This window comes from Saccharopolyspora hattusasensis (assembly GCF_050972075.1).
Taxonomy (GTDB): domain Bacteria; phylum Actinomycetota; class Actinomycetes; order Mycobacteriales; family Pseudonocardiaceae; genus Saccharopolyspora; species Saccharopolyspora hattusasensis.
On sequence record NZ_JBPCDC010000001.1, the window covers coordinates 1,591,575 to 1,615,889 of the forward strand.

General features: G+C 67.8%; 23 protein-coding genes and 2 pseudogenes. 12 read left to right on the plus strand and 13 right to left on the minus strand.

Annotated elements, in window-relative coordinates; genetic code table 11:
• Positions 1 to 11 precede the first annotated feature (11 nt).
• Together ACRXBZ_RS06550 and ACRXBZ_RS06555 are read right to left on the minus strand one after the other, a co-directional pair.
• On the minus strand, positions 12 to 557 hold the full coding sequence (locus ACRXBZ_RS06550) for a TlpA family protein disulfide reductase (protein ID WP_433878260.1): 546 nt from the start codon (positions 555 to 557) through the stop codon (positions 12 to 14).
• Positions 558 to 761: 204 nt separating this feature from the next.
• The gene (locus ACRXBZ_RS06555) at positions 762 to 1,580 is read right to left on the minus strand and encodes an alpha/beta fold hydrolase (protein WP_433878261.1); all 819 of its coding nucleotides are present in this window, start codon (positions 1,578 to 1,580) and stop codon (positions 762 to 764) included.
• Positions 1,581 to 1,657: 77 nt separating this feature from the next.
• Here ACRXBZ_RS06555 and ACRXBZ_RS06560 point away from each other — a divergent pair, with 77 nt between their 5' ends.
• Positions 1,658 to 2,197 (plus strand): CGNR zinc finger domain-containing protein, encoded by a 540-nt coding sequence (locus tag ACRXBZ_RS06560; RefSeq protein ID WP_433878262.1) that lies wholly within the window; start codon positions 1,658 to 1,660, stop codon positions 2,195 to 2,197.
• Positions 2,198 to 2,250: 53 nt separating this feature from the next.
• On the opposite strand, the gene ACRXBZ_RS06565 is transcribed toward ACRXBZ_RS06560, so the two are convergent.
• Positions 2,251 to 4,614: a xanthine dehydrogenase family protein molybdopterin-binding subunit gene (locus ACRXBZ_RS06565; protein WP_433878263.1), complete on the minus strand. Its 2,364-nt coding sequence runs from the start codon at positions 4,612 to 4,614 to the stop codon at positions 2,251 to 2,253.
• A 356-nt stretch (positions 4,615 to 4,970) separates the two neighbouring features.
• The gene (locus tag ACRXBZ_RS06570; protein WP_433878264.1) at positions 4,971 to 5,426 is read right to left on the minus strand and encodes a DUF4383 domain-containing protein; all 456 of its coding nucleotides are present in this window, start codon (positions 5,424 to 5,426) and stop codon (positions 4,971 to 4,973) included.
• A 190-nt stretch (positions 5,427 to 5,616) separates the two neighbouring features.
• Between ACRXBZ_RS06570 and ACRXBZ_RS06575 the strand changes: the two genes are divergently transcribed.
• The 6 genes from ACRXBZ_RS06575 (at position 5,617) to ACRXBZ_RS06600 (ending at position 9,263) form a co-directional block, all read left to right on the plus strand.
• On the plus strand, positions 5,617 to 5,850 hold the full coding sequence (locus tag ACRXBZ_RS06575; RefSeq protein WP_433878265.1) for a hypothetical protein: 234 nt from the start codon (positions 5,617 to 5,619) through the stop codon (positions 5,848 to 5,850).
• Positions 5,851 to 5,946: 96 nt separating this feature from the next.
• Positions 5,947 to 6,738 (plus strand): GNAT family N-acetyltransferase, encoded by a 792-nt coding sequence (locus ACRXBZ_RS06580; RefSeq protein WP_433878266.1) that lies wholly within the window; start codon positions 5,947 to 5,949, stop codon positions 6,736 to 6,738.
• Entirely contained in the window at positions 6,735 to 7,250 is a 516-nt protein-coding gene (locus tag ACRXBZ_RS06585; RefSeq protein WP_433878267.1) for a GNAT family N-acetyltransferase, read from the plus strand. The genes ACRXBZ_RS06580 and ACRXBZ_RS06585 overlap by 4 nt, the downstream gene beginning before the upstream one ends.
• Complete coding sequence (locus ACRXBZ_RS06590; RefSeq protein WP_433878268.1) at positions 7,226 to 7,753, plus strand: GNAT family N-acetyltransferase; 528 nt, start codon at positions 7,226 to 7,228, stop codon at positions 7,751 to 7,753. Before ACRXBZ_RS06585 ends, ACRXBZ_RS06590 begins: the two co-directional genes overlap by 25 nt.
• Positions 7,754 to 8,078: 325 nt before the next feature.
• Positions 8,079 to 8,567 carry a SixA phosphatase family protein gene (locus tag ACRXBZ_RS06595; protein WP_433878269.1) on the plus strand — a complete coding sequence of 163 codons (489 nt, stop codon included), beginning with the start codon at positions 8,079 to 8,081 and terminating at the stop codon, positions 8,565 to 8,567.
• 339 nt (positions 8,568 to 8,906) lie between these two features.
• The gene (locus tag ACRXBZ_RS06600; RefSeq protein WP_433878270.1) at positions 8,907 to 9,263 is read left to right on the plus strand and encodes a transposase family protein; all 357 of its coding nucleotides are present in this window, start codon (positions 8,907 to 8,909) and stop codon (positions 9,261 to 9,263) included.
• Between the two features lie 247 nt (positions 9,264 to 9,510).
• Here ACRXBZ_RS06600 and ACRXBZ_RS06605 read toward each other — a convergent pair whose 3' ends face one another.
• The 3 genes from ACRXBZ_RS06605 to ACRXBZ_RS06615 all read right to left on the minus strand — a co-directional run bounded on the left by ACRXBZ_RS06605 (position 9,511) and on the right by ACRXBZ_RS06615 (position 12,603).
• The gene (locus ACRXBZ_RS06605) at positions 9,511 to 10,257 is read right to left on the minus strand and encodes an ISAs1 family transposase (protein WP_433878271.1); all 747 of its coding nucleotides are present in this window, start codon (positions 10,255 to 10,257) and stop codon (positions 9,511 to 9,513) included.
• A gap of 75 nt (positions 10,258 to 10,332) precedes the next feature.
• Positions 10,333 to 11,607 (minus strand): group II intron reverse transcriptase/maturase, encoded by a 1,275-nt coding sequence (gene ltrA / locus ACRXBZ_RS06610; protein ID WP_433878272.1) that lies wholly within the window; start codon positions 11,605 to 11,607, stop codon positions 10,333 to 10,335.
• A gap of 588 nt (positions 11,608 to 12,195) precedes the next feature.
• On the minus strand, positions 12,196 to 12,603 hold the full coding sequence (locus tag ACRXBZ_RS06615) for a transposase family protein (protein WP_433878273.1): 408 nt from the start codon (positions 12,601 to 12,603) through the stop codon (positions 12,196 to 12,198).
• An 875-nt stretch (positions 12,604 to 13,478) separates the two neighbouring features.
• On the opposite strand from ACRXBZ_RS06615, the pseudogene ACRXBZ_RS06620 reads away from it, so the two are divergent.
• A pseudogene (locus tag ACRXBZ_RS06620) lies at positions 13,479 to 13,670 on the plus strand (ATP-binding cassette domain-containing protein); the annotation flags it as partial.
• Between the two features lie 66 nt (positions 13,671 to 13,736).
• Here ACRXBZ_RS06620 and ACRXBZ_RS06625 read toward each other — a convergent pair.
• Positions 13,737 to 15,059 carry an MFS transporter gene (locus tag ACRXBZ_RS06625; RefSeq protein ID WP_433878274.1) on the minus strand — a complete coding sequence of 441 codons (1,323 nt, stop codon included), beginning with the start codon at positions 15,057 to 15,059 and terminating at the stop codon, positions 13,737 to 13,739.
• A gap of 596 nt (positions 15,060 to 15,655) precedes the next feature.
• Positions 15,656 to 16,009: pseudogene (gene tnpA, locus ACRXBZ_RS06630) on the minus strand (IS200/IS605 family transposase); the annotation flags it as partial.
• 70 nt (positions 16,010 to 16,079) lie between these two features.
• Between tnpA and ACRXBZ_RS06635 the strand changes: the two are divergent.
• Positions 16,080 to 17,048 carry an RNA-guided endonuclease InsQ/TnpB family protein gene (locus ACRXBZ_RS06635; RefSeq protein ID WP_433878275.1) on the plus strand — a complete coding sequence of 323 codons (969 nt, stop codon included), beginning with the start codon at positions 16,080 to 16,082 and terminating at the stop codon, positions 17,046 to 17,048.
• An 89-nt stretch (positions 17,049 to 17,137) separates the two neighbouring features.
• Here the strand turns inward: ACRXBZ_RS06635 and ACRXBZ_RS06640 are convergent, their stop codons facing one another.
• From ACRXBZ_RS06640 to ACRXBZ_RS06655, 4 genes are all read right to left on the minus strand, one after another.
• Positions 17,138 to 17,824, minus strand: a complete 687-nt coding sequence (locus tag ACRXBZ_RS06640) for a dienelactone hydrolase family protein (RefSeq protein WP_433878276.1) — start codon at positions 17,822 to 17,824, stop codon at positions 17,138 to 17,140.
• A 455-nt stretch (positions 17,825 to 18,279) separates the two neighbouring features.
• A complete protein-coding gene (locus ACRXBZ_RS06645) occupies positions 18,280 to 18,681 on the minus strand; it encodes a DoxX family protein (RefSeq protein WP_433878277.1) in 402 nt (133 codons plus the stop codon).
• Positions 18,682 to 18,781: 100 nt separating this feature from the next.
• Positions 18,782 to 19,858: a J domain-containing protein gene (locus tag ACRXBZ_RS06650; protein WP_433878278.1), complete on the minus strand. Its 1,077-nt coding sequence runs from the start codon at positions 19,856 to 19,858 to the stop codon at positions 18,782 to 18,784.
• A 74-nt stretch (positions 19,859 to 19,932) separates the two neighbouring features.
• Complete coding sequence (locus tag ACRXBZ_RS06655) at positions 19,933 to 20,169, minus strand: biotin/lipoyl-containing protein (RefSeq protein WP_433878279.1); 237 nt, start codon at positions 20,167 to 20,169, stop codon at positions 19,933 to 19,935.
• Between the two features lie 807 nt (positions 20,170 to 20,976).
• On the opposite strand from ACRXBZ_RS06655, the gene efeU reads away from it, so the two are divergent.
• Genes efeU through efeB form a run of 3 tightly spaced genes read left to right on the plus strand, consistent with a single transcriptional unit; the run spans position 20,977 to position 24,163 of the window.
• On the plus strand, positions 20,977 to 21,822 hold the full coding sequence (gene efeU / locus ACRXBZ_RS06660; protein ID WP_433878280.1) for an iron uptake transporter permease EfeU: 846 nt from the start codon (positions 20,977 to 20,979) through the stop codon (positions 21,820 to 21,822).
• Positions 21,819 to 22,934 (plus strand): iron uptake system protein EfeO, encoded by a 1,116-nt coding sequence (efeO, locus tag ACRXBZ_RS06665; RefSeq protein ID WP_433878281.1) that lies wholly within the window; start codon positions 21,819 to 21,821, stop codon positions 22,932 to 22,934. The genes efeU and efeO overlap by 4 nt, the downstream gene beginning before the upstream one ends.
• Positions 22,931 to 24,163 (plus strand): iron uptake transporter deferrochelatase/peroxidase subunit, encoded by a 1,233-nt coding sequence (gene efeB, locus ACRXBZ_RS06670; RefSeq protein ID WP_433878282.1) that lies wholly within the window; start codon positions 22,931 to 22,933, stop codon positions 24,161 to 24,163. The genes efeO and efeB overlap by 4 nt, the downstream gene beginning before the upstream one ends.
• Positions 24,164 to 24,315: the final 152 nt, after the last annotated feature.

Consider the following 24,315-nt stretch of genomic DNA (forward strand, 5'->3'; position numbering starts at 1 on the left):
CGTATTCAGACTTACTCGTCTAGGCTCGCCAGCTGCTCCGGCCGGTTCGCGCCGCCGTGCGACAGCACCACACCGGAACCGGTGGTGACGACGGCATACGGCGGGCCCGGAACGCTGTTGGCGTCGCAGACGTCCGGGCCGGTCACCAACGGCAGCGAGATCTCCTGCCCGTCGAGGCACTCCCGGACCTCTTCCGGCTCATCAACGCTCAGCAGCACCACGGGCAACGTCGCGGCGGCCGCGCCGGATTCTGGCAGCATCACCCGGCAATGGCCGCAAAGCGGGGAAATATAGGCAAAACGGACGCTGCCGCCACCATCGCAGTCGCCACCATCGCAGTCGCCACCATCGTCGAAATCAGCCACATCGGCACCAATCTGAAGCACAGCTCCCAACGCCGGGCCGTACGGCTCCGAGCGGTCCTCGAGTAGTCCGGACAACCCGAGCAACACCGCCACCAGCACCGCACCCACGAGCACGTGCCGCAGCCTGATCTGAGCATCGCCCGCGAGTCCGGCGAACACGGCCAAGACCAGCAGCAGCCCCGTCCGGACCACCGAACCGGCACCGACCGGTTCCGATGCGCGGAAAACACCCGCAGCCCGCCCGCCAGCACCGTCCACTCTGCTGCAGGAGCCCCGCGATGCGGGAACCGTTGAAATCGAAGAGCCCGAAATGACAGGAAAAGTGCGTTTACCTGCTGACGGCGTCCATCGTCACACTGCCTGGATCGGGGACCCGCCCAGGCACGGGCACCTCGGTTAGCCGGCAAGGAAGTCGTTGATCAGCGTTGCGCAGGCCGCCGGGTTGTCTTCCTGGACCAGGTGCCCGGCCCCAGCGATCCAGTTCAGGTCGGCATGCGGGATCCGCTGCGCCAGGTTCTTCGCGCGGTCCGGCGGTAGCCAGGTGTCGTGGTCACCCCAGGCGATCACGACCGGGCAGCCGACTTCCGCATAGCGGTCCTCCACCTCCCGGGTGAAGCGTTCGTCGGCCTGGCCGATCTGGCGGTAGAACGCCGGTTGGCCAGCCTCGCCAAGCCAAGGTGCGACCAGCGCGTCGAGCACCTCGCCGCGCAGTTCGCGGTGCACCGCCGTCGCGATGTAGGTGCGGACCAGCGCCTCGTGCAGGTTCGGCGGCAACGCCGCGAAGACCTCGGAATTCTCCTGCACCAGGCGGAAGAAGTCCGATCCCCACGGGCGCACGCTGACCGCGTCGACCAGCGCCAGCCGTCCATATCGGACACCGTCGAGCAACGTCGATCGCAGCGCCACCGCTCCGCCGAAATCGTGGGCGACCACCGGGGGAGCGCGCAAGCCCCAGTGCCGCAGCAAGCCGGTGAACACCTCCTGTTGGGCCGCCAGCGAGACGTCCTGGCCGTCGCGCTTTTCCGACCGCCCGTAGCCCGGCATGTCCCAGACGAACACCTGGTGCCGGGCGCTGAGCACACCGGCGACGTCGCGCCAGACGTACGACGAGAACGGTGTCCCGTGCAGCAGCACCACCGGGTCCCCCCGCCCCAGGCTCGCCCACCGGACCGTCCCGTGCGGCGACTCGTACTGCTCCGGCAGATCCCAGCCCATGCCCACCTCCAGTTACCGTCTAAAAAGTTCTGCCAGTAACGTTACCAGTTGAGGCGCGATGCCGGTAATCTTTATTCGTGGCATACGACCGACCGGCCGCGCCGGGCGACCTCCAAGCAGTCGAGGCGTTCGGCAATTCCGCACGTTTCCTGCACGGCGAGGACGCCTTCGCGGACCTGGCGAGCACCCGAGACTGGTTGCGCACGCACGAATGGCACGACGCGGCCGGCGAACTGGACGAATCCGCGCACCGAGAACTGGTGCGCGCCCGCGAGGCGATCCGCGAGTATCTCGCCGGAACCGACTCAGCGGAGGTGAACGACTACGCGCGCCGCCTCCTGCGGCCGCCGCAGTGGCAGGACGGCCAGGTGGTGATCCCGACGGCGCACGCCACCGCGGCCGAGCGGCTGATCGGCCGGCTGATCGCGACCCTGGTCATCGACGGGCTGACCGGCAAGCCCGGCCGGCTCAAGGTCTGCCGCGCCGAAGTCTGCCGCTGGCTCTACTACGACCGCTCCCCCGGCAACAACAGCATCTGGTGCAGCATGGACATCTGCGGAGCACGCCACAAGATGCGCGCCTACCGAACGCGCCGAACCCGTTCGGGGAATGAGTGAGGGGCACCCTCGACCGCTCGGTCGGGGGCGCCCTCACCTCGAACAGGACGGGATCAGGCCACGGCTTCGTCCGCGTCGTCCGGCGCGTGCTCGGGGCGCACCGGCAGCGCGTCGAAGGCCGCCGGCGGCTCCTGCCAGTGCGTCGCCGATCCACCGGCCTGGATCGCCTTCCACACCCGCTCCGGGGTGGTGGGCATGTCGACGTGCCGCACCCCGAGGTGCTTGAGCGCGTCCACCACCGCGTTCTGCACCGCAGGCGTGGAACCGACGGTGGCGGACTCGCCGATTCCCTTGGCGCCCAACGGGTTGTGCGGGCTCGGCGTCTCGGTGTTCGACGCCTCGAAGGACGGCAGGTCCGCCGCGGACGGGATCGTGTAGTCGGCGAGGGTTCCGGTCTCCGGGTTGCCCTCGGCGTCGAAGGTCACCTGCTCCCACAGCGCCTGCGCGATGCCCTGGGCCGCACCGCCGTGCTGCTGGCCGCGCACGATCATCGGGTTGAGCACCCGGCCGCAGTCGTCCACCGCGATGTGCCGCAGCGGCCGAACGAACCCGGTCTCCACGTCCACCTCGACCACCGAAACGTGCGCGCCGAACGGGAACGTCGCGCCGCCGGGCACGAAGTCGATGTTCGCGGCCAGCCGCCCGCCGTCCTCGCCGGCGGCGCGGGCGAGCTCCGCCCAGGCGATCGTCGCGCTCGGCACCCCGGCCACGCCGAGCTCGCCGCCGTCGGACAGCTGGATGTCGTCGACGGACGCCTCCAGCCGGGACGCGGCCAGCTCCTTGGCCTTCTGCAACACTTCCTGGCCGGCCTCCTGCACGGCGCTGCCGGCGATCTGCAGCGACCGGGACCCGCCCGTCCCGCCGCCGCGCGGCACCTCCGCCGTGTCGGACTGCACGAACTCGATCGACTCCATCGGAATGCCCAGCGTGTCGGAGACGATCATCGCGAAGGAGGTGGCATGTCCCTGGCCGTGCGCGGACGTGCCGACCTTGATCCGGGCGCCGTTCTCGTGCACCTCGACCTCGGCGTAGTCCCCCGCACCACCGCCGGTGATCTCCACGTAGGCGCTCACACCGACCCCCAGCAGCACTTTCTCACCGGCGTCGATGCGCCGCGCCTGCTCGGCACGCAGCGCGTCGTAGTCGGCCAGCCGGAGCGCCTCGTCGAAGGGCAGCGCGTAGTCGCCGCTGTCGTAATTGGCCCCGACCACCGTCTTGTACGGGAAGGCCTCCGGAACGAGGAAGTTCTTGCGCCGCAACGCAATCGGATCCATCTCAAGCTCGGCCGCGGCTAGGTCCATCAGCCGCTCCAGCATCGCCGCTGCCTCCGGCCGCCCCGCGCCACGGAATGCGCCGGTCGGCGTGGTGTTGGTGATAGCGGCGAGCGCGTCGTAGCTGATCTTCGGGATCTGGTAGACGCCCTGCGCCATCATGCGCGTCGAGCTCAAGGCCAGCGCGCCGCCCCAGCCCGCGTAAGCGCCGGAGTCGCCGATGACACGGCAACGCAGGCCGACGATGGTGCCGTCGCGCTTGAGCCCCAGCTCCGCGTACTGCACCTGCGCGCGACCGTGTGGCATCGCCTGCATGTTCTCGGATCGCGTCTCGATCCACCGGACCGGGCGTCCCAGGCGCTTGGCCGCCGCGATGGCGACCGCGTGCTCCGAGGTCACCCCGGCCTTGCCGCCGAACCCGCCGCCGACGTGCGGGGAGCTCACCCGCACCCGCTCCGGCTCCCAACCGAAGGCCTTGGCCACCCCGTCGCGCAGGAGGTGCGGCATCTGCGTCGAGACGTGCACCGTGACCTCGTACTCCTCGTCCGGGCCGCCCGGCTGCACCGCGATCGCGTTGCCCTCCAGCGGAACTACCGCGACGCGCTGGTTCTCGATGCGGGCCCGCACCACGACGTCCGCCTCGGCCAGCACGTCCGCCCCGGCCGGGTCACGGTACCCACCGGCCACGTTCGACCTCAGCTCCGGGAACTGCTGCTCCGCCTCGGGATCCAGGGCCTGCTCCGGGTCCGCGACGACGGGCAGCGGGTCGTAGTCGACGTCGACCAGCTCGATCGCGTCGGCGACCGCAGCGGCGCTCTCGCCGACGACCACCGCGACCGCCTCGCCGACGAACCGAACCCGGTCGGTGGCCAGCGGGGGTCGCTTGACGTTCGGGTTGAGGTCGACGAACGGCGGTGGGATCGGCACGTCCAGGTCGGCCGCGGAGAACGCGGCGACGATGCCCGGCGCGGCGGCGGCCGCTGCGACGTCGATGCTGCCGATCTGCGCGTGCGCGACCGGCGAGCGGACGAACCCGAGGTGCAGCATGCCCTCCAGTTCGAGGTTGCCGACGTAGGTGCCCCGACCGCGGAGCAGTTCCGGGTCTTCGACCCGTTGGACCTCGGTCCCCAGTAATGAACCCACCATGTTCGAAACCCTATCCGTCCAGTCGCCGACAAGCATCGAAAAAACCGGTTGCGGACGGAGCGCAACAACGAACATCCGGCAAAATTCCCGCCTGCCCGGATCCGGACCCGACCACTCCGGGCAGGCGGACGTACGGCCCGAGCACTCGTGAGTTTCCTAGGACCTGCGGGGCCGCGGCGGTCCGTCCACGATGGCGGCAACCGGCCGATTCCGGACGATGCGGCGCAAAGCACCAGTTCCAACACCTTCGGCACCCGCACGATCGCCGGAATTCCCTGCCCGGCGAGGAAACGCGACAGCGCCCGCAACATCCCGGTCGCCGGGTCGAAGGCGTGGGCGCACGCCCGGCTCCTACCTCAGTGCCTGGCGACCAGGCGGCGACGTGGTCGGGCCGGGCGGGGCGTCGACTCCACTCCGCACAGGATGATGAAGCCCAGCATGGCCAGCGCCGCGTGCAGGAAGTTCTCGGCGGGGTGCAGCAGGAACGGCGTTCTCCCTTCGCCCGCAGTGCTTTCCGCGGTGCCGTAGACGAACAGCAAAACGCCGCCGACCATCTGCAGCGCGGCGAACAACGCCACCGCGCGCCGCCACGGAGCGGCGAGCAGCGCCAACACGCCGACGATCAGCAGCAGGACGCTGTGCGCCGTGTTGAGGTGGAAGACCACCAGCACCGGGACGTCCCCAGATGCCCGCCAACCGGCATTCGCCAGTCCCAGTAAGCCGAGCAGGACCAACACCAGTCCCTCCGCGCCGAGCAGCAGCTGCCAACGCGTCTCCGGGCGCCGCCAGCGCAAGGCCCAACGGGAATCCATCTACCACCTCCGGGCAGGCTCTCCGCTACCGAATGCCCGTTGTGGACCGATCGAAACCTGCCGCCGGGGCCCGTTGACCCGCTTGATCGTGGCTGTACTTTCCACGGATCAAGGGGCCGCTTCACGGATGTGAAAACCCAGGTTCTCGCGGAGCCCGGAACTGCGCGGGGTCGGCACATAAGGGTGCTCGATGGGAACAAGTGCCGCGTCTGACGAAGATCCATACCTGCTGACCGCCAAGGGCATCGAGGAACCGCCGAGGGGCTGGAAGTCCAGCCTCCGCTACCTCGGGTCGGGCCTGATCATCAGCGCCTCGATCGTCGGGTCCGGCGAGCTCATCGCCACCACCGCGCTCGGCGCCGAAGCCAGATTCGCCTTGCTGCGGCTGGTGATCATGTCCACCACCGTGAAGGTCGCGGTGTAGGCCGAGCTCGCCCGCTGGACGATCCGCACCGGCAAACCCGCGCTGTCCGGTTTCAACGACCTGCCGCCGCGGCTGGGCCGGATCGGCTGGACCAACGTGCTGTGGGTATTCCTCGCCTTGTCCAAGCTGCTGCAGGCTGGCGGCATCGTCGGCCGCACGGCCGTCGCCTTCAGCCTGCTGATCCCCATCGGCGGCGATCCGATGAGCGGCACCTCCATCACCACGTGGACGGTGATCGTCGAGCTCGGCTTCGCGGTGGCGCTGCCGATCGCGTGGGGCGCGGCTTGCGCACGTCCTCGCGCAGCCGGCCCAGCAGAGGTCGACGCAGGTCAAAGTCCGGTTCGCGAACGGAGCCGGCGGCCTGGCCAGTATTCGGTGGACAGGCCGATGAGAATGCGATGCGTGAACCAGCACTGGACTGTCGAACCGGTCGGCGTGGGCGAACCCGTCGTCGTCGGGCTGCTGCGCGAGTACACGGACGAGATGGCCAGCAGGTACTACGGCCGCCCGGCCACCAGGACCGAGGTCGATGAGGCGATCGCGGAAGACCCCAACGACGGCCTGTACCCGCCGGAGGGCGTGTTCCTGCTGGTCCGCGACGGGGCGGAGCCGTTCGGCTGCGTCGGTATCCGCCCGCTCGAACCCGGTATCGCCGAGCTCAAGCGGATGTACGTCCGGCCACAGGCCCGCGGCCTCGGCGTCGCCGCCCGGCTGCTGGCCGCCGTCGAGCAGCACGCGCAGGACCTCGGGTTCCAGGCGATCCGCCTGGACACCCGGGACGATCTCGTGGAGGCGCGCAACCTCTACGCCAAGCACGGTTTCCGAGAAATCCCGGCGTACAACAACGGCCCTTACGCCGAGCACTGGTTCGAGAAGAAGCTGCCATGAACGGGAAACTCGAGCGCCTGACGGTTGCGGACGCCGGCGAAGTGCTGACGCTGCAACGCGCGGCGTACTTGACCCAAGCACAGGTCCACGACGACGTCCAGCCGCTGCTGACGCAAACCCTCGACGAAGTGCACGCAGACCTCGCCCGGCCGTCCTGCCTCACCTGGGGCTTCCGCGAGGCGGAGCGGCTGGTCGGCTCGGTCCGCGTGGAGCTCGACGGGACAACGGCGGCGCTGGGCCGGTTGATGGTCGCTCCCGACCGGCAGCGCCACGGCCTCGGCACGGGCCTGCTGCACGTCGAGCGGAATCTTCCCCCGCAGGTAGCGGCGATCGAGCTGTTCACCGGCGAGCACAGCACCGCGAAACCTCCGGCTCTACCGGCGCATGGGCTACGAGGAGACGCACCGAACCCCGGCGGGGTCCTACGAGTTGATCCACTTCCGCAAGCGCCTGCGGTGAGCCGGGGGATTCGTCGAAAGGCGGCGGCATGGGTGGCATCAGACCGCAAGTGATCCCGACCGAACGGCTCGGGCTGGTGCCGCTGCGCATCGACCACGCGGAGGAGATGTCGAGCGCGCTGGCCGACCCGGCGCTGTACGACTTCATCGGTGGTGCGCCGCTGACGCCGCGGGAACTTCGGTCCCGCTACGAGCGGATGCTCGCCGGCTCACCGGATCCCGAGGTTTCCTGGTGCAACTGGGTGATCCAGATGCGCGACGAGCCGCGCCTCGTCGGCACGGTCCAGGCGACGATCGGCCCCGGCTACCCGGGACCGGTCGCCGAGATCGCCTGGATTGTGGGAACCGACTGGCAACGCCGAGGCATCGCCAAGGAAGCGGCGCGAGGCCTGGTGGACTGGCTCCACCGAAAGCCGGTGCGCGCGGTGCTCGCCCACATCCACCCGGACCACCGAGCATCCGCGGCGGTGGCAACGGCGACCGGTCTGGAACCAACGGGCCAATGGCACGACGGAGAACTGACCTGGCGCCTGACTCTCAACCACGACGCGAGCTGAACCTCCCTCCAATTAAGGGGAAACTACTCAATAGCACAAGTTCGTCAATTCCCGTTTCCTGACGACAGCTGCATGCCATACTGCCTGCTCCAGGTCCGGAGGTGGCGTTGGAACAGTCGCCTCGACCGCTGCTCCCGCGACGTGGTCCTAGCGGTGCGCGAAGCCATCAAGCTCTACCTCGACGTGCCAGGACCGGGTCCGTCATCGGTTGCACCGAGCACCCGGCGACTCAATGCACCGGATTCCGCGATGCGGAAGCACGTTGATCGGCTCGGACCGGTTACGGTGGGACGAGTAGTCCCGGCGAGCAGGTGGGCGGCACGACATGACCGATGCGCAGCGAAAACTGGTGCTGATCCGGCACGCGAAGTCGTCCTGGCCGGACGACGCCGACGACTTCGACCGTCCGCTGGCCGACCGGGGCCGCCGCGACGCACCCGAGGTCGGCCGGTGGCTTCGTAAGCATGCCGCGGCGATCGAGCTCGTGCTGTGCTCCCCTGCGGCGCGCGCCCGGCGGACCTGGGAGCTGGCCGCCCCGGAGATCCCGGCCGAACCGGCGCTCAAGTACGACGACCGGATCTACGCGGCCTCGGCCCGCGAACTCCTGGCGGTCATCCACGAGATCCCGCCCGCGGTCATGACGGCGGTCGTGATCGGCCACAACCCGGGCTTGGAAGACCTGACCGAACTCCTCACGGGCGAACCGGCGGAGCTGAAAACAGCAGCGATCGCGCTCCTCTCCAGCCCCGCGGAGTGGTCCGAGGTAGCGGAATCCTGGGCAACCGACGCGACCTACGCCAAACCCCGCGGCTAGAGGCTGTTCGAGAACTTGTTCTGGCTGGAGGTTCCGGTGGCAGCCCCAGCCGGAGTGCTGCGGTTCCGCCTCGCCAACCGGTGTGGAGCGAACGGACTTCTCGCCCCGATAGGAGCCTGTTGCAAAATTAGCCCCTCACAGACTGTGATCGATCGATCACGGCTGAGATGGCCACCGGCGGACGAACGGCGGCGAACGAGACTGATTTGGTACTTCGGTTCAGCCGTTTTCGCTGAAAACGGCAACAGGCTCATAGGTGGCACGAATGCTCTCGTCGTGAGTGGCAATGCCGGTTCTTACCGGAACAATCACTCACGACGGGAGCCCGTCGGGTCGTGAGTGATCCAGGTCGCTGCCGACACCGATGGCGGCCTGCTGGCCGTGTCCATACCGCTGCCCGGCTCCATGCACGACCGTAAAGCCTTCACCGAGTGCGGATGGGAAGATCTTCTCGCGGAGACACCGACCATCGCCGACCCCGCCTATCACGGAACTCACGCCACCACCCCACGCAAGAAACCAAAAAACGGTGAGCTCTCCACGCGCGACAAGGAAAGCAACAATACAATATCTTCGATCCGATCAGCCGTTGAACGATGCATCGCACATCTCAAAAATTGGAAAATACTCGCAACCGGATACCGCGGACGCCTCGCGGAACTTCCCAACATCATCCGGATCATCACATCACTCTAATTTGCCCGCCTTGGATGGTAAAAGCCAGAATAACGCTCACCGTAGAAGTCGTGGCGTCTATCTATTGGAGTTGCGCTCAAAACCATCGCCCCTGCTGCCACTGCACGCAGGTCGGCCGCCGCCCCAGGGCGTGTGCAAGGTTGACCTGTCCGGTTCAGGTAATCGGGTAGGGAGGTGGGTCAGGGATCCGGCGAGTTCGTTGAATCCTGTGTCTGATCTGTGTTTTCGTGTGGATGGGCATGGTTCATCATGCGGTTTCGATGAGGGTGAGGGTGAGGGTGAGGGTGCGTTCGGGGAATCTGGCGTGGTCGCGGTTGGCTTTTTTGATGTTGGTGGCGCCGTCGAGGCGTAGGAGGCTGATCGCGGTTGAGCGGATGGTGGCCATGACGCGTGGTGCGTTTGCGGTTCTGATCAGGGACTTGTCCTCGCCGTAGGTGACGTCACGCACCCAGTGCAGGCGGTTGTCGGGTAGGACCGGCGGGTTGCCCCTAATAGATAACCCTTGAGCGGCCTTCGGTGACGCGGAGGTGATCAGGTAGACCACTTCCCACGTTGTCTTCGTTTTCCCGGTTTTGGTGTTCTTCACCGTTCGGGTCCGGCGGATCTGCGCGATCTGCGCGGTGTCGGGGAAGTCGATCCATTCGGGTGCCTGGACGATTTTCAGGCTGCGTTTGGTCTTTCGGCCGTGCGAGGCGTCGTCGGTGACCGACGCCGGGATTTTGCTCCACGGGATGGTCTTTTTCAGTCTGCGGTGCAGGCTGGGCATGTTGCCTTTGACGCACATCACGTAGTCCGCGCCCATCGCGCGGATCAGCCCGGCGGTCTCGGTCTGGGTGTGCATCGCGTCGAGGGTGATCACCGCGCCGGCCAGCTCGATGCCCGTCGTGACCATGCGGCGTAGCAGGTCACGCACGGTCGGGATCTCATTGGATTTCTCGTCCACGGCGGTCTGCCCGATCACCGTCCCGAGACCGTGTACCAGGGCGGCGACCAAGTGCGGGGCTTTGGTGAGTAGCGGGAGGGAATCTCACCCTCCCGCTCTCGCAGGACCGGACGTGACAGTCTCCCGTCATCCGGCCCCCACAGATCGGCTGTTGATGAACGGGAGCATGTACCAGTGCGCGAAAAGCCGAGGCCGGTACTGTCGAACAGCGTCCAACCATGCCCATGCCCTGGCCGGCTGCCCCCTCAATCGCTTGAACTTCTGCATTGCCCACCGAACGATGTGCTCGTTGATGCGCATTACGAGGGAGTACAACTCGGAGCGATAGAAGGCCCCATAATAATTGATCCAGCCTCTCACCTGGGCGTTGATTTCCCGGGCAAGACTGGACAGGTCCGTGCCACTACGACGGTTAAGATGCCATGCCCTGATCTTCTGGCCAACCGCTCTCCTCGCCTTTTGACTCATGGCCGGCAGAAAGCCCACAAAGAACCCTTGCCGACCATGGGAGCAGCGCGCCCGGAAGGTATAGCCGAGGAAGTCAAAGCTGGTGTGCTCTGCCATCCCTCGACGGCGGCCGTCTTTGCAATACACGACCTTCGTCTTGTCGGGGTGCAGTTCAAGGCCAAGAGCCCCGAGCCGGGTAGCGATAGCAGCCCTCAGATTCCGGGCTTGCCTCTCGGTGTTGCAGTGGGCAACAATATCGTCAGCGTAGCGCTCGAAGGGGCAGCCAGGATACTCCTGGCCCATCCAACGATCGAACGCATAGTGCATGAACAAGTTGGCCAGCAGGGGCGAGATCGGGGAACCTTGCGGGGTTCCTTTCTCCCTTCGCACGAGAGTCCCGTCCGGCATCTGCATAGGGGCGCTCAACCACCGTCGGATGCAGAGCAGGACCCAACGCTCGTCTGTATGGTGGGCCACAGCTTTGAGCAACAGATCATGCGGAACACTGTCGAAGAAGGCCCGAATATCGAGATCGACAATCCAGTCCTGCTTCCAACAGCGCTTTCTCGCCGCGGCCAGCGCGTCGTGGGCCGAACGCCCCGGACGATAGCCGTAGCTGTCAGGATGGAAGATCGGCTCCAGCTTTTCTTCCAGCAGCATCGCCGCTGCGGTCTGAGCGATTCGGTCGCCCACGTTGGGCACGCCTAACACCCTGACACCCGCCCCATGATCCTTTGGTATCTCCACCGCCCGCACAGGCCCAGGAAAGTAACTTCCCGAACTCATCCGGTTCCACAGCTTGTAGAGGTTAGGCTTCTCGTTACTGGCGAACTCGGTGATGCTGACAGCATCCACACCCGGCGCACCCTGATTGACCCGAACCTTCTCCCACGCCTCGAATACGAGGCGCTTCGAAATGTCAAACGACTTCACCGTCAACTGTGGTCCACTCATCGGCTCATCCCCCGAAAGGTTGACCGTTGGGCGACCTGATCTGCCCGACCCCTTCGCTCTAGTCCCATTACAGGACCTTCATCACTACTACGAGTCGGCCCGCCCCTGTGCCTCGCATCGGTACTCTGCCGCTCGCGGTTGTCGCCGCTCGCGGTCCTCCCTGTCGACCGCCAGAGGCCGGATAGCGGCCCTGTCAACTGGCCGTCGGTATCGAGACGACAGGTTCTCCTGTTCCATGCCAGCGCCTGCAACGAGCTCACGCCACCTATACGCCGGACACCACCAGGGCCACACGCAGGCAGCTCCCTGGCTGAGGGAACACCCCGAAGAGCGCTCCTTGATCCCGGGATATGCGGGCTTCCCGGTTTCGATGTCATCAGAAGCCTTTCGACGCGTCAGCAGTGGTTCACACACGTTCGTCTTCTCGCCGCCTACCTGACCCGCTGATAACGGGCCGTTTCCGCAGTCGCTTCCCACCCCGGCTCTTGACCGACATGACACTGCGGCGGTTTGGGACCTCCGCCTGCACGGCGATCCCGGAGGGCCTACCTCCATCACTGGCACAGCACGGATCATGCTGGCGATCTTCTACACCGTCACCACTTCCCTTTCAGGACACACCCCGCCCGCGGCTTTCGCGCCCCGCACGGTTTTGCCGTCGATCGCGATGACCAGCCGGTCGGCCACCCGTGTGGTACGGGTCCATAACCACAGTCCCAGCAGCGTGTCCAGCCGGTCCGGGTCTACTTTGGACAGGACCCGCCGGAACGTGGATTCCTCCGCCGGCCCACGATCCGCGCCGAGAGCGGCCAGGACCTCCTCACCTGCGTTGCGGGCCCACTGCGCGATCGCCGTGAACGACGACGCGCCGGCAATGGCCGCGGCCACCGACACGGCCAGCAGGCCGACCAGCCGATACTGCCGACCCCGCCGCCGGCGCGGGTCCTTGATCAACCCCAGCAGATCCATCAGGCACTGGCGACGGACAGCAGACATAGGCGAAGATGCCATCGGCGCGTGGGACTCCGTTCCGGGCGTGACGGTGAGCATGAGAACTTCCATCACACCGCCACGGACCCCACGCGCCACCCACCGGGTCCCCCAGGCGCGAGCGACCACGAAAACCCAGGTCAAAGCCTCACATCAGAAACTTGCCGGATCCCTGGGAGGTGGGTGGCAGGTTGGCCAGGTGGTGGACCGTTTCGATACCGGCGACCTTGCCGTTCGGGCGGCGCCAGCGCCATATTCGGATGCCCTGCCGGGCCCCCCGAGCAGATCGGTTCGCAGGTTTCCGTCCAGAACAAGGACCTTTCAGGCTGCGGGCCCTGGCACGTCCGTACCCGCCCACGATTTCCATTGAAATTGCGGAGGTTGTCCACAGGCATCGGCGTGTCGGGGTGCGACACGCCGACGGTCCGCAAGTTCCATTGAAATCGAAGGTTCGATTTCAATGGAACTTGCGGGTTCTCTCCGCCGAGGCGGACTCGATGAACATCTTCGCACCGGCGTTCACCGCCAGCACCGCCAGGGCCGGCAGCAACGGCAACCCATACAGGATTCCCCGCCCACCGCCTCCAGAGCCCGCCAGAGTCCATCCACACGACCCCGCCAGGACTCGACTGTGAGGGTGGGCCGGTCAAGCACAACCCGAACCTGGGAAGCCAAGAACACAAGAGTGCAGCTCCTGGATAGACCGTCACGGCTTGAACAACCCGATGATCTCCCACCCGAAACCGCGCCCTCGTCTCGCGTCCCACCTGAACAGAAACCCGCCGCAGCCCTCAGATCAACCTTGCACACGCCCTGCATGCCTTTCCTGAACTCCCGCTCGCGGTTCTCGGGCAGGAACAGGGCGTTCACCTCGCCCGCCGGGGCTGAGCTACCTCCGCCTCGGCCAGCCCCTGACCACCCTGTCCGGCGGCGAACGGCAGCGCCCGAAGCTCGCGATCCACATGGCGGCGAAGGCGGTGATCTACGTCCTCGACGAACCGACGACGGGCCTGCACCTCGCGGACGTGGACCGGCTGCTCGCACTCCCGGACCGCCTGGTGGACGGTTCGAAGTAGGCGAAGGGCGCCTCCGGGCAAGTGAGTTGTTCGAAGGCGCCCTTCACTCGTCGCCTGATCGGATCAGGCGTTGACGGTTGCGCGGGGCAGGTCGAGGTCCCAGCGGTGGCGGGTCAGCACCACCGGCACACCTTCGCCTCGGGCCTCCGCCGCGAACACCGCCGCTCGGGCCCGGCGCCACCAGACCGCCGTTCGGAACGCGCCGAACAGCAGCATCGCCACCAGCGCCAGCATCGCCGCCCGGTACTCCGAGCCGCCCGGCATGCCCTGCGCCAGGTCGAGGACCAGGCCCACCAACAGGACGCCGAGCGCCGTCGCGGAGTGGCCGCCTGCGTTCGCCACGCCGGTCGCCGTCCCGACGTGGCGGACCGGGTTGTAGTCCCGCACCAGGGCGAACGCCACCGCCGAAACCGGGCCGCCCAGGGCGAAGACCAGGAACACGGCCGCGATCACCGCCAGCGGCGGGCGCCCTTCCGGCCAGCCCAGCAGCACCACCCAGGACAGGGCGTTGAGCAGCAGGTAGCCCATCACGATCCACATTCTGCACTCCGGGCGGCGGCCGATCAGCGCACCCACCACGGGCCCGCCGACGACCTGTCCGATGATCAGCAGACTCAGCAGCACGCTTGCCGTCGAGGCCGGCACGCCCAGCCCGTTCACGAGGTACGGGAAACCCCAAAGCAGGGTCAGCGCACCCGAGACGAACATCGTGCAGAAGTGCGCCCAGAACGCCAGCCGCGTGCCCGGCACGGACCACGCGTCACGCACCTGCTGGAAGACCGCACCGCTGCTGCGCGGTTGCGATCCGCCGAGCGAGGCGTCCCGCACGACCGTTCCGGTCACCGCCGCGTAGCCGAGCGTCAACGCGCCCACCAGCAGGAACGTCGCCGTCCAGCCCATGTTCTGCAGTGCCAGCGCGAGCGGGAACGTGGCCGCAACACCGCCCAGCGCCCCCAGCGCGCTGGACACCGTTGCCACCAGTGCGTAGCGGCGGGCGGAGAAGTGCGCCGCCACCAGCCGCAGGATGCTGACCCACATCAACGCATCGCCCAGGCCCAGCACCGCGCGTGCGAGCAGACCCATCGAATACGAATCGGCGAACGCGAAAAGCATTTGCCCGGCACCCAGCAAGACCACCGCGACGGTGATCACCCTTCGGGAACCGAAGCGGTCCACCAGCAATCCGGTGGGAATCTGCATGCCGGCGTAGATGCCGACCTGCAGTACCGTGAACGCGCTCAGCGCGGCCGGCCCGACGTCGAACCGGTCGAGCGCCTGCGTTCCGGCGACCCCCAAGCTGCCCCTGTGAAATACCGCGGCGAGGTAGGCGACCACCGCCGCGCTCCAGATCCACCATGCCCGACTCTCCGGTCGGTCGGCAGCCACGAAAGACCTCCTTGTTCAGTTCTGTACAGCAAAAGTCGAAACCAAGATCATCGATGATTTGGTCGTTCAACAGGTCTGTCGCCACAAGCCGACGCAGGGTTACGGGAACCGCACGTGCATTGCACCACACTTCGCACGAGTGTCCGTTTTCCCCGTCAAGACCGGAAATCCGTATTTTCATCCACTGTGGACACAAGGCGCTCCGCACGACGCGCGGTTTCAATTTTTCAATTGAAACCGGAGTCACCCGCACCCGGGCTGCTGCGGCCGCCGGTGCCGACGGAGGACCGGTGCGTGCGAGAGTTGAGGCTGGACGACAGCATCAGCCTGGTGCCGTCCACCGCCGCGCAACTGAAAGTTTCCCGGCGTGTTGCTGGTTCCGGTGCACGACGCCCCGCCGATCCCAATAGCGCTGGTGTGGCGGCAGGACGGCCCGAGCCCGCGCTGGCGGGGCTGACCGGCTGCTCGATGACCGTGCACGACTACTTCGTCCGCAACGGGATTCCGGCGGCGAAGTCGCGGGTGTACGTCGACCCGGTCCTGCTCGACGACGACAATGCCGCCCGGCTGCGGATCGCGCCCGGCCAGGCGCGGTTCTGCTGCTCGATGTACTGCTTCACGACGCTCAGCGGTGCCCCGCCAATGGAGCCTGCGAAGTACGAGCCCGACCAGAGTTTGCTGGCTCGGTAGTAGTGGTGTACGAGGTCGGGAAATTCCTGGCGCAGGCGCCGGGAGGACACGCCCTTGAGGGAGTTGACCAGGCGGGCCACGGCGGCCTTGGGCGGGTAGTTGACGAGCAGGTGGACGTGGTTGTTCTCGCCGTTGAACTCGACCAGCTCAGCCTCGAAGTCCCGGCACACGTCCCGCATGATCTGCTCCATCCTCGACAGGTGCCGGTCGTCGAACACCTTGTGCCGGAACTTCGTCCCGAACACCAAATGAACGTGCATCGCGAAAACACATTATCTGACGGTTTAAATGCCTTCGGATTCAACCGTAAACCAATGGTACAGTGCGCTCGTGCAGCTCCGTTTCAACTACCGCGTGTATCCGACGCCGGGCCAGCAGATCGAGTTGGCTCGGGCGTTCGGGTGCGCGCGGGTGGTGTTCAACGACGGGCTGCGCCTACGCCGGCAAGCGAGGGACGCGCACGAGAAGTACATCTCCGACAGCGAGTTGTCCCGGCGGTTGATCACCGAGGCCAAGCTGACGCCGGAACGGGCGTGGCTGGGCGAGGTGTCCGCCGTGGTGTTGCAGCAGGCCCTGGCGGACCTGAACACCGCGTACCGCAACTTCTTCAACTCGATCACGGGCAAGCGCAAGGGCCGCAAGGTGGCCCCGCCGCGGTTGCGGTCCCGCAAGGACAACCAGCAGGCCATCCGGTTCACCAAAAACTCCCGGTTCAAGGTGCTGGACAACGGGCGGCTCAGATTGCCGAAGGTCGGCGACCTGGAGGTGCGCTGGTCGTGGCAACTACCCTCGGACCCGTCTTCCGTAACGATCATCAAGGACGCGGCGGGCCGGTACTTCGCATCGTTCGTTGTACAGACAGGCGAGGACGAAACGTTGCCGCCGGTCGACTCCGAGGTGGGCATCGACCTGGGCCTGACTCACTTCGCGGTGCTGTCGGACGGCACGAAGGTCGCCGCCCCGAAGTTCCTGCGCCGCGCGGCCCGAAAGCTGTGCGCACGCCTGACGGACGTGCTCGCGGGCACCGAAGGCGCCCGACTGGAGTCGCTTCGCGTCGGCCAGCGCTCGATGCCGGCCGACGGCCTTACCGTCGCCGGATTCCTCGGCGACAGCAGCAAGATCTACGCGATCGCCACCCACAGTGGCATCACCCTCGGCCCGCTGCTGGGCAAGCTCGCGGCCCAGGAACTGCTCACCGGCAGCCCGGCGGAAGTCCTGGCCGGCTTCCGCCCGCAGCGGCTGGTCGGCAAGTCCGGCCTGCCGACGCTGAAACCCGCCCGCTTCGCCGGCCAGCAGTGACGGCGCTGCTGGTGGAGCGAACGGACTGTTCGCTCCGAGAGAAGAAGTAAACAGGCCGTTCGCCGCACCAAACCCGCGCGAATCCGCCGTCAGGTCAGGTGGCGGCGGAGGAAGTCGAGGGTTCGGGGCCAGGCGGTGCGGGCCGCATCTTCGTGGTACGTAGCCGGGTTCTGGTCATTGAAGAACGCGTGCCCTGCCGGGTAGACGTGGATCTGCGGACGGACGCCGGACTGCTGCTGGATCTTGTCGCGCAGTTCGGCGACCGCGTCCATGCTGATGCTGCGGTCGTATTCGCCGAAGTGGCACAGCATCGGCGCCGTCAGGCCGGAGAAGTCCGTGTCCGCCACCGACGGCATCCCGTAGAAGGGCACCACGGCGCCTACCCGGTCGCCCTGCTGCGCGGCGAGCACGATCGCGAACTTGCCGCCCATGCAGAACCCGACGACCCCGACGGCTGGACCCGTCACCGAATCGTGGGCCAGCAGGTAGTCGACCGCACCGGAGAGGTCCCGCGCCGCCTGGTCCACGGGCAGCTCCTTCATCAGCCGCGCGGCTTCAGCGGCGTCGTGCGTGGTGTGCCCGCCGTAGAGATCCGGGGCGAGCGCGACGAACCCCTCGGCCGCCAGCCGGTTCGCGACATCGGCGACGTGGTCCGTGAGCCCCCACCACTCCTGGATCACCACCACACCGGGGCCCGAACCGGACGGCGTCGCCAGGTAACCGTGCGCGGTGCGCCCGTTGCTGGCGAAACTGACGTTCTGGTGCGGATTCGTCACGCTGGTACTCCTTCGTCCGGCAGACCCCGACCGGCCCATCCTCGCGCCCGGCCGGGCTGATCGCACACGGTCACACCGCCGGGCGCTCGCGGGGCCGGCCACCGTGAAGATCGACAAGGTATCGAGGACGACGACCGCCTGCCAATGCCTCAACGCATTATTCCGGCCGCGCGAAACCTCTTGGGATGCATCGAACTGGCGTCACACGGCAGCGGCGACGACGCGCCGGGTGTGCTCCCGGAAGGTCGGGACCGCGGATGCGCAGGATGCGGGTTCCAGGTCGGGTGGACAGTGACGGGTGCGGCGTCGGAGGTGGGCAGGTACCGGATTCCGGGGTGCGGGTGGGCGTACCCGGTGGTCTCGGCCGTCACTCCGCCGGCTTGCCCCGCTGCGATCCCGGCCGATCTGCGGGCCGAGGTCGGGGACACCGGGTTCCACCATCAGGAGTCGGCCGGTCAGCGACCGGTCAGGAACGGGATCGACGCGCGGCGTCCCCAGGCGACCGCCAGGAACACCACCACCAGGACGAGCGGCATGAGCGCCGTGCCCGGATCGTGGAACGCGAACACCTGGGTGATCGTCGCACCGATCATGACACCGGCGAGGCCGAGCGCGGCCGGCCCGGCCAGCCGCGGCACGAGCAGGCCGATGGCACCCAGCAGTTCGAGAGTGCCGGTCAGGTACCGGAACCACTGCCCGAACCCGATTAAGTCGAACATCTGGACCGTCGTCGGGTCGCCGAGGAGCTTCGGGGCCGCGGCGAACACGAAGAACGCCGCGAGCAGTGCCTGGAGCACCCACAGCGCCACGTGCACGCCCCGCCGTTGGGAAACCGCCGCATTCGAACTGGTAGTCATGGCGTTGCGCCCTTTCCACGTCGTTGATGTTGCCGACTACCAGTATCGACAAGGGACGGAGCGAAAACTCATCGGCACCGGCGGAAGGAGTCGCGCCGGATCAGTCCCTGACGACCTGGTCCAGCAGCGCCGTGAACACCTCGCGGTCCACCGATGCCGCGTCCTGCGCGAGCCAGCGCCCGATGTCGCGGACGAATTGGGCCGGAGTCATCGGGGAAACCGGATCGCCGTCCTGCTCCACCGTCGTGACGTCACCGGCGCGGCTGGGATAGATCAGCACCACGCCACGGATCTCGACACCGGGCAGCAGTTCCTCGAAAGCGGCAATGCCGTCCGGCAAGCTCGTCGTGCCGCCGCGGAACAGATGGCCGTTGCGCCACAACGCGCTCGTCTCGTCGGAGGTGTAGTGGCCGGGAAGCCAGCTCTTGGACTCCACCAGCACCAGCCGCCGCCCGCACAGCACCGCGTGGTGCACGTCCTCGAACACCGAGTCCGGCCACGCCAGCCCGTGGAACACCCGCACGCCCGGCAGCCGGGTCAGGTACTTCGCGCAGAGCTCGGCGGTCAGCTGCTGGGCCCGCTCGTCCTGCCCGTCCGGCAGGCCGAAGATCCGGCGGCCGCCGAACTCTGCGGTGAACGACCGGTCGATCCGGTGCGCCCGGATGTGCCGCCGCAGCAGCAGCACGATCACCACGCCGGACGCCACCAGCAGGGAAAGCCACGCGGCCAGCAGCATCGCGCTGAGCTCGACGGCGAGCCCGGCCAGCAGCAGCAGCGACCAGCCGCCGACCAGCGCCAGCGTCGGCGCGCGGTCCGGGCCGGTGACGGGCAGGTAGCGGACCCGGGTGTCCGGATCGACGGCGTCCCACCACGGGAGGTCGTCCAAGCGCAGCCGCGGCATCTTCGGCACGTAGGCCGGGTCTTCGCCGAAATGCCGCCGCCTGCGCCGTTCCGCCGGCCGCGGGCGGCGAGCCGGTTCGTCCGCGCGGTCGTAGCCGGCACGGCGCACCGGGTCGTTGAGCGTCTCGTAGGCCTCCTGCAGCAACCGGAAGGTTCCCGCAGTGCCGCCGACATCGGGGTGCATGCTGCGCGCCAGCGACCGGTAGGCGGACTTGATCTCGGCTGCCGTCGCGTCGCGGTTCACGCCCAGCAGCTCGTAATAGTCGACCCCGCGCACGGTCCTCCCGCCTCCCACCACTGCGCGGCCATGATAGGGCTTGCGCCGGATTCAAGATCAACCGCGTGGGGCATTCAGTCGGTGACTTCGGCGACTTCTTGTCCTGGGGAGACCTGGGCTCCGTCGTCCAGCAGGAACCGGGTCACGGTGCCGCCGGTTTCCGACTTCACCGGGTTGTAGGTCTTCACCGCCTCGATCACCGCGATGGTCTGGCCGGGGTCGACGTGGCCGCCTTCGCGCACATACGGGTCGGCCTCCGGGGCCGGACGCCGGTAGAACACGCCTGATTGATTGGCTTTGACAGTGGACATACCCGGTACGGTGCGCCCTCGCCCGCCGGGCCGCCAGTCGCCGCCTCGATTCCGCTCAACAATCGCTTGGGTGCCGAGCGCGTTCCTTGCGGAGCCGGCATGACCAGCAGGGACGACCTCGCCGCGGCCTCGGTTGGGGACGAGCCTCCGCCGGCCGCCCCGCCCGAGGAGCGAAAAAACCCGCTGACCTCCCGGTCAGCGGGCTCTTCCACGCGGGCGGCCGAGACGGCTCTCGCCGTCTCTCCCTTTTGACCACCCGGGACAGCCGCGCGGTCTGAGGTGGCGCCTTGGACCGGCACGGCTAGCTCTGCGGTCGAACGCCGAGACGACGGGCCGGGGAGCGGGGATGCTCCGGCGACCCACCCGGCACCGCCAGGTCGTCGTCGGCGGGCGGTCAAACCCACCGATGCCCCGCCAGCCTAACCGATATTCCTCGCCCCGTGGGACGAAACTTGACCCAATGCTCCCGCGCACCACAATCCGCACACCCGACGCGACCCGGCGAACAAGATCAAGGAATTCGCGATCCAGCCTGCCGGAACCGCAGTTCGATCCACAAAGGACAGAATTGAATTCCGGCCGGCGACCAAATGATCTTCGGGAACAAGTGTGACCGCCCCGCCCGGTTCGGCCAGAAAGGCATTCGACCATTCCGGACATGCATCGAAAAACCAGGTCAACCGGGCCGAAATAGATCGTCGGGCGTGGTCGCGACCGGGGTGTCATGGAGTTCACACTCGTTTGACACCAAGGTGAGGCTTACCTAGTTTCTTGATACCCGTCGATCGTCGGCAGAGGAAGATGCGAATGCTTTTCAGTAATGCGTTGATCGGACTGCGCGAAGGCCTGGAGGCCGTACTCGTGGTGAGCATTCTGGTCGCATTCCTCGTCCGCACCGAACGCCGCCGCGCGCTGCCATTGGTCTGGGCCGGGGTCGGCGTGGCGGTGGCGCTGTCGGTTGGGCTGGGCGCGGTGCTCACCTACACCGCGGCGACGTTGAGCTTCGAGGCCCAGGAGGCCTTCGGCGGGATCGCCTCGATCATCGCGGTCGCCTTCGTCACCGGCATGATCTTCTGGATGCGCCGCGCCGGCCGCACCCTGGCGGCCCAACTGCGCGGACAGCTCGACGAGGCGCTGCAGCTGGGCCCGGTCGCCGTGGCCACCGTGGCCTTCCTGGCGGTCGCGCGCGAAGGGCTGGAGACCGCGGTGTTCTTCTTCTCCAGCGTGCAGTCCGCCGGCGGCGGCACCGCCCTGCCACTGGTCGGGTTCCTGATCGGCATCACGATCTCGATCCTGCTCGGCTGGCTGCTCTACGCCGGGGCGATCAAGGTCAACCTGTCGAAGTTTTTCAACGTAACCGGCGCGCTGCTGGTCTTCGTCGCCGCCGGGGTCTTCGCCTATGGCGTGCACGACCTGCAGGAGGCCTCGCTGCTGCCCGGCCTGCACACCCTGGCCTTCGACGTCAGCGAGTACGTCCCGCCGAATTCCTGGTACGGCGCGCTGCTGAAGGGGATCTTCAACTTCTCCCCGCAGACCACGGTGCTCGAGGCCGTCGTCTGGGGCGGCTACGTCGTGATCGTGCTGGCCCTGTTCCTCCGCCCCCACCACGGTGCCGCCCGGCCCGTCGAAACCCGCACCGGAGACGCCAAGTGACCACCAACGCCCGCACCCTGCTGCCCGCGCTCGGCGCGATCCTGCTCGCCGCCGGATGCGCCGGGCAACCCGCCGGCGACGCCCCCGGCACCATCACCGTGGACGCCTCGGACGACGCCTGCACGCTGTCGGCGACCTCCGCCCCGGCCGGCACGATCCGCTTCGACATCACCAACAAGGGCAGCCAGGTAACCGAGTTCTACCTCTACGGCGAGGGCGACCGGATCATCAGCGAGGTCGAGAACATCGGCCCCGGCCTCAACCGCCAGCTGGTCGCCGAGGTGCCGCAGGGCGGCAAGTACACGACCGCGTGCAAGCCCGGCATGCGCGGCGACGGCATCCGCGGCGACTTCACCGTGACCGGCACGGCCGCCGCGCAGGGCGGCGCCGCGGCGCAGGCCGTCACCGACTACAAGCGCTACGTGGACGAGCAGGCCGATGAGCTCAAGGCCAGGACCACCCGGTTCGTCGCGGCGGTCAAGGCCGGCGATGTGGCGCAGGCCAAGCAGCTGTACGCCCAGGCCCGGATTCCGTGGGAGCGCATCGAGCCGGTCGCGGAGAGCTTCGGCGACCTGGACCCGCGGATGGACGGCCGGGAGGCCGACCTGGAGCCGGGCCAGCAGTTCACCGGTTTCCACCGGCTGGAGAAGGACCTCTGGGTCACCGGACCGCAGCCGGACACCCCGGCGATCGCCGACCAGCTCCTCGCCGACGTCGACCAGCTCGTGGCGCAGACCCGGACCGTCGAGCTGACCCCGTCAGGAGCCGCCAACGGCGCGAAGGAGCTGCTCGACGAGGTCGCCACCGGCAAGGTCACCGGCGAGGAAGAGATCTTCTCGCACACCGACCTGTGGGACTTCAAGGCCAATGTGGACGGCGCGAAGCAGGTGGTCACCGCGCTGCGCCCGGTCCTGACCGAGAAGGACCCGAAACTGGTGGCCACCCTGGACGAGAAGTTCGCCGCGGTGGACGCGCTGCTGGCGCGTTACCAGGTCGGCGATGGGTACCGGCTCTACACCGAGCTGACCCCGGAGCAGGTCAAGGAACTGGCGGCGGCCGTGGACGCGCTGAGCGAGCCGCTGAGCAAGACCGCCGGCGTGGTGGCTCGATGACCGGGGTCTCCCGCCGCCGGCTGTTCGGGCTGGCCGGGGCCGGTGTCGCGGTGGCCGGTGTGGGCACCGGGGCGGGATACGTCGTGGGCAGTCACGGCGACGAGGCACCGACGGTGCCGTTCCACGGCCCGCACCAGGCGGGCATCACCACCCCGGCCCAGGACCGCATGCACTTCGTCGCCTTCGACGTGACCACGACCGACCGCGCGGAACTGGTCGCGCTGCTGGCGGAATGGACCCGGGCCGCGGAGCGGATGACCGCCGGTCTGGAGGCGGTCGAGCACGGCGCGGTCGCCGGGCACGCCGAGGCACCGCCCGGCGACACCGGCGAGGCCCTCGACCTGTCCGCGTCCGCGCTGACGCTGACCATCGGTTTCGGCCCGTCGCTGTTCGACGGGCGGTTCGGCCTCGCCGACCGGCGTCCCCCGGCGCTGGTCGACCTGCCGCACTTCCCCGCCGACGCCCTCGACCCGGCGCGCAGCGGCGGCGACCTGTGCGTGCAGGCCTGCGCCAACGATCCGCAGGTGGCGGTGCACGCGGTGCGCAACCTGGCGCGCATCGGATTCGGCAAGGTCGCGGTGCGCTGGTCGCAGCTCGGGTTCGGCCGGACCTCCACCACCTCACGATCGCAGAGCACACCGCGCAACCTCTTCGGCTTCAAGGACGGCACGAACAACCTCAAGGCCGAGGACACTGAGGAGCTGGACCGGCACGTGTGGGCCCAGCCCGGCGACGGCCCGCAGTGGATGTCCGGCGGCACCTACCTGGTGGCGCGGCGGATCCGGATGCACATCGAAACCTGGGACCGGACGTCGCTGGGCGAACAGGAAACCATCGTCGGCCGCACCAAGGGCAGTGGCGCCCCGCACGGCGGAACCGACGAGTTCGACCGGGTCGACCTGCAGGCCCGCGGCGCGGACGGCGAGTTGCGGATCGCGGAGGACTCGCACATCCGGCTGGCGGCGCCCGAAACGCACGGCGGGGCGCGGATGTTGCGCCGTGGCTACAACTTCACCGACGGCTCCGACGGCCTCGGACGGCTGGACGCCGGGCTGTTCTTCGTGTGCTTCAACCGGGACCCGCGCACCCAGTTCATCCCGGTACAGCGCCTGCTGTCCAAAAAGGACTCGATGATGGAGTACCTGCAGCACAACGGTTCGGCGATCTTCGCCTGCCCACCGGGAACCCAACCCGGAGGCCATTGGGGCGACTCCCTGTTCGAATCCTGACACACCGGACGCCGAGCGCCAGAATAGCGCGACTCGGCCCGCTGAGCCGTCCACATAGGCCCGATACACGTCGGCGACCGCACCCGGCGCCAGGTCGGCCACCGCGCTGCCGCTGGTGGCCAGCAGCGGCAGGCAACGCAGATCGACCCCGG

What these genes read in the sequence shown, in the direction of transcription:
- ACRXBZ_RS06585 (WP_433878267.1), top strand. Translation starts at nt 6,735, where the DNA reads ATGAACGGGAAACTCGAGCGCCTGACGGTTGCGGACGCCGGCGAAGTG.
- ACRXBZ_RS06655 (WP_433878279.1), bottom strand. Translation starts at nt 20,169, where the DNA reads ATGTCCACTGTCAAAGCCAATCAATCAGGCGTGTTCTACCGGCGTCCG.
- efeB (WP_433878282.1), top strand. Translation starts at nt 22,931, where the DNA reads ATGACCGGGGTCTCCCGCCGCCGGCTGTTCGGGCTGGCCGGGGCCGGT.
- ACRXBZ_RS06595 (WP_433878269.1), top strand. Translation starts at nt 8,079, where the DNA reads ATGACCGATGCGCAGCGAAAACTGGTGCTGATCCGGCACGCGAAGTCG.
- ACRXBZ_RS06575 (WP_433878265.1), top strand. Translation starts at nt 5,617, where the DNA reads ATGGGAACAAGTGCCGCGTCTGACGAAGATCCATACCTGCTGACCGCC.
- ACRXBZ_RS06590 (WP_433878268.1), top strand. Translation starts at nt 7,226, where the DNA reads ATGGGTGGCATCAGACCGCAAGTGATCCCGACCGAACGGCTCGGGCTG.
- ACRXBZ_RS06615 (WP_433878273.1), bottom strand. Translation starts at nt 12,603, where the DNA reads ATGTCTGCTGTCCGTCGCCAGTGCCTGATGGATCTGCTGGGGTTGATC.
- ACRXBZ_RS06555 (WP_433878261.1), bottom strand. Translation starts at nt 1,580, where the DNA reads ATGGGCTGGGATCTGCCGGAGCAGTACGAGTCGCCGCACGGGACGGTC.
- efeU (WP_433878280.1), top strand. Translation starts at nt 20,977, where the DNA reads ATGCTTTTCAGTAATGCGTTGATCGGACTGCGCGAAGGCCTGGAGGCC.
- ACRXBZ_RS06645 (WP_433878277.1), bottom strand. Translation starts at nt 18,681, where the DNA reads ATGACTACCAGTTCGAATGCGGCGGTTTCCCAACGGCGGGGCGTGCAC.
- ACRXBZ_RS06570 (WP_433878264.1), bottom strand. Translation starts at nt 5,426, where the DNA reads ATGGATTCCCGTTGGGCCTTGCGCTGGCGGCGCCCGGAGACGCGTTGG.
- ltrA (WP_433878272.1), bottom strand. Translation starts at nt 11,607, where the DNA reads ATGAGTGGACCACAGTTGACGGTGAAGTCGTTTGACATTTCGAAGCGC.
- ACRXBZ_RS06565 (WP_433878263.1), bottom strand. Translation starts at nt 4,614, where the DNA reads ATGGTGGGTTCATTACTGGGGACCGAGGTCCAACGGGTCGAAGACCCG.